Source organism: Bradyrhizobium sp. P2_E8 (genome assembly GCF_056403875.1).
This window is the reverse complement of record NZ_JBFUES010001020.1, coordinates 1-2,602: the sequence shown is the minus strand read 5'-3', so window position 1 is coordinate 2,602 and position 2,602 is coordinate 1. Positions and strand designations below refer to the sequence as shown.

At 66.0% G+C, this 2,602-nt stretch carries 2 protein-coding genes; both read right to left on the bottom strand.

The window, feature by feature from the left end; translation table 11 throughout:
* On the bottom strand, positions 1 to 1,538 hold a 1,538-nt coding region (locus tag AC1D00_RS36010; RefSeq protein WP_477013942.1), incomplete at its 3' end, for a molybdopterin-dependent oxidoreductase.
* Between the two features lie 10 nt (positions 1,539 to 1,548).
* Positions 1,549 to 2,602 (bottom strand): complex I 51 kDa subunit family protein (locus tag AC1D00_RS36005; protein ID WP_477013941.1); only part of this gene is annotated, 1,054 nt, incomplete at its 5' end.

Sequence of the window (2,602 nt, the reverse complement as noted above, 5' to 3'; positions counted from 1 at the left end):
CTGTTGTTCGGCTGGGCGACGAAGGCGGCCCATTCCTCGAACTCGGTCCAGTCGCAGCGCTCGCGCACGAAGGCTTCGTCGACGAGGCCCTCGGTGACGATGACATGCGCCAGCGCGGTGACGACCGCGACATTGGTGCCGGGCATCAGCGGCAGATGCAGCGCCTTCACATGCGGCGATTCCACCATCTCGGTGCGGCGCGGATCGATCACGATCAGCTTGGCACCCTGGCGCAGCCGCTTCTTCAGGCGCGAGGCGAAGACGGGGTGGGCGGAGGCCGGATTGGCGCCGATGATGACGGCGACGTCGGTGTTCTCCACGGAGTCGAAGTCCTGGGTGCCGGCCGAGGTGCCGAAGGTCTGCGACAGGCCATAGCCGGTCGGCGAATGGCAGACGCGGGCGCAGGTATCGACATTGTTGTTGCCGAAGCCGGCCCGGATCAGCTTCTGCACCAGATAGGTTTCTTCGTTGGTGCAGCGCGACGAGGTGATGCCGCCGATGGCATCGCGACCGTACTTCTTCTGGATGCCGCGCATCCTGGCAGCGGCGAAGGAGAATGCCTCATCCCAGGACACCTCGCGCCAGGGATCCTCGATCCGTTCGCGGATCATCGGCTTGAGGATGCGTTCCTTGTGGTTGGTGTAGCCCCAGGCGAAGCGGCCCTTGACGCAGGAATGGCCGCGATTGGCCTTGCCGTCCTTGTACGGCACCATGCGCACGACTTCCTCGCCGCGCATCTCCGCCTTGAAGGCGCAGCCGACGCCGCAATAGGCGCAGGTGGTCACGACCGAATGTTCGGGCTGGCCGATCTCGATCACCGACTTCTCCGTCAGTGTCGCGGTCGGGCAGGCCTGCACGCAGGCGCCGCAGGAGACGCATTCGGAGCCGAGGAAGCTTTCGCTCATGCCGGGCGAGACGCGGCTGTCGAAGCCGCGGCCGGAGATGGTCAGCGCGAAGGTGCCTTGCACCTCCTCGCAGGCGCGGACGCAGCGCGAGCAGACGATGCACTTGGAGGGATCGTAGGTGAAGTAGGGGTTGGACTCGTCCTTCGGCATCCAGTTGTCGTTGGTGCAGCCATCCGTCTTGGCGAAGACGTGGTTCTCACCCTCATAGCCGTAGCGCACGTCGCGCAGGCCGACGGCGCCGGCCATGTCCTGCAACTCGCAATCGCCGTTGGCGCCGCAGGTGAGGCAGTCGAGCGGATGGTCGGAGATGTAGAGCTCCATCACGCCCTTGCGCAGCTTCTTCAGCCGGTCGGTCTGGGTGTGCACGACGAGGCCCGGCATCACCGGCGTGGTGCAGGAGGCCGGCGTGCCGGCGCGGCCCTCGATCTCGACGAGGCAGAGGCGGCAGGAGCCGAATGCATCGACCATGTCGGTCGCGCAGAGCTTCGGGATCTGGTGGCCGGCCTCCATCGCCGCGCGCATGATCGAGGTGCCCTCGGGCACCGAGATCTCCTTGCCGTCGATGGTCAGCGTCACCATCGTTTCCGATTTGGCGCGCGGCGTGCCGAAGTCGATTTCTTCGATCAGAGACATTGTCGTTCTCCTATTCCGCGGCCTGAAGCGTGGTCGGCGCCGGGACGAAGTCTTCCCGGAAGTGCTTCAATGCGCTGAGCACCGGGTAGGGCGTGAAGCCGCCGAGCGCGCAGAGCGAGCCGAATTTCATGGTGTTGCAGAGGTCTTCGACGAGCGCGAGGTTTTCGCTGACGCGCTCGCCGTTGATGATCTTCTCGATGGTTTCGACGCCGCGGGTCGAGCCGATCCGGCAGGGGGTGCACTTGCCGCAGGATTCGACGGCGCAGAATTCCATCGCGAAGCGCGCCTGCCTGCGCATGTCGACGCTATCGTCGAACACGACGATGCCGCCATGGCCGATCAGCCCGTCACGCGCGGCGAAGGCCTCGTAGTCGAACGGTGTGTCGAACAGCGCGCGGGGGAAGTAGGCGCCAAGGGGACCGCCGACCTGCACCGCACGGACCGGGCGGCCCGTGAACGTGCCGCCGCCGATATCGTCGACAAGCTCGCCCAGCGTCACGCCGAACGCGGTCTCGTACAGGCCGCCATAGCGGACATTGCCGGCGAGCTGGATCGGCATCGTGCCGYGCGAGCGGCCCATGCCGAAATCGGCATAGGCCTTGGCGCCTTCGGCGAGGATGAAGGGGATCGCCGCGAATGACAGCACGTTGTTGATCACGGTCGGCTTGCCGAACAGGCCGTGATGGGCCGGCAGCGGCGGCTTGGCGCGAACGATGCCGCGGCGGCCTTCGAGGCTCTCCAGCAGCGACGTCTCCTCGCCGCAGACATAGGCGCCGGCGCCGACGCGGACTTCGAGGTCGAAGCTGTAGGTCGAGCCGCCGATCTTGTCGCCGAGATAGCCGCCGCGCTTCGCAGCCTTGATGGCGGCATTCATCGCCTCGACCGCGTGCGGATATTCGCTGCGGATGTAGATGTAGCCCTTGGTTGCGCCGACGGTGATACCGGCGGTGGTCATGCCCTCGATCACCAGGAACGGATCGCCTTCCATGATCATGCGGTCGGCGAAGGTCCCGCTGTCGCCTTCGTCGGCGTTGCAGACGATGAACTTGCGGTCGGCCTTGGCC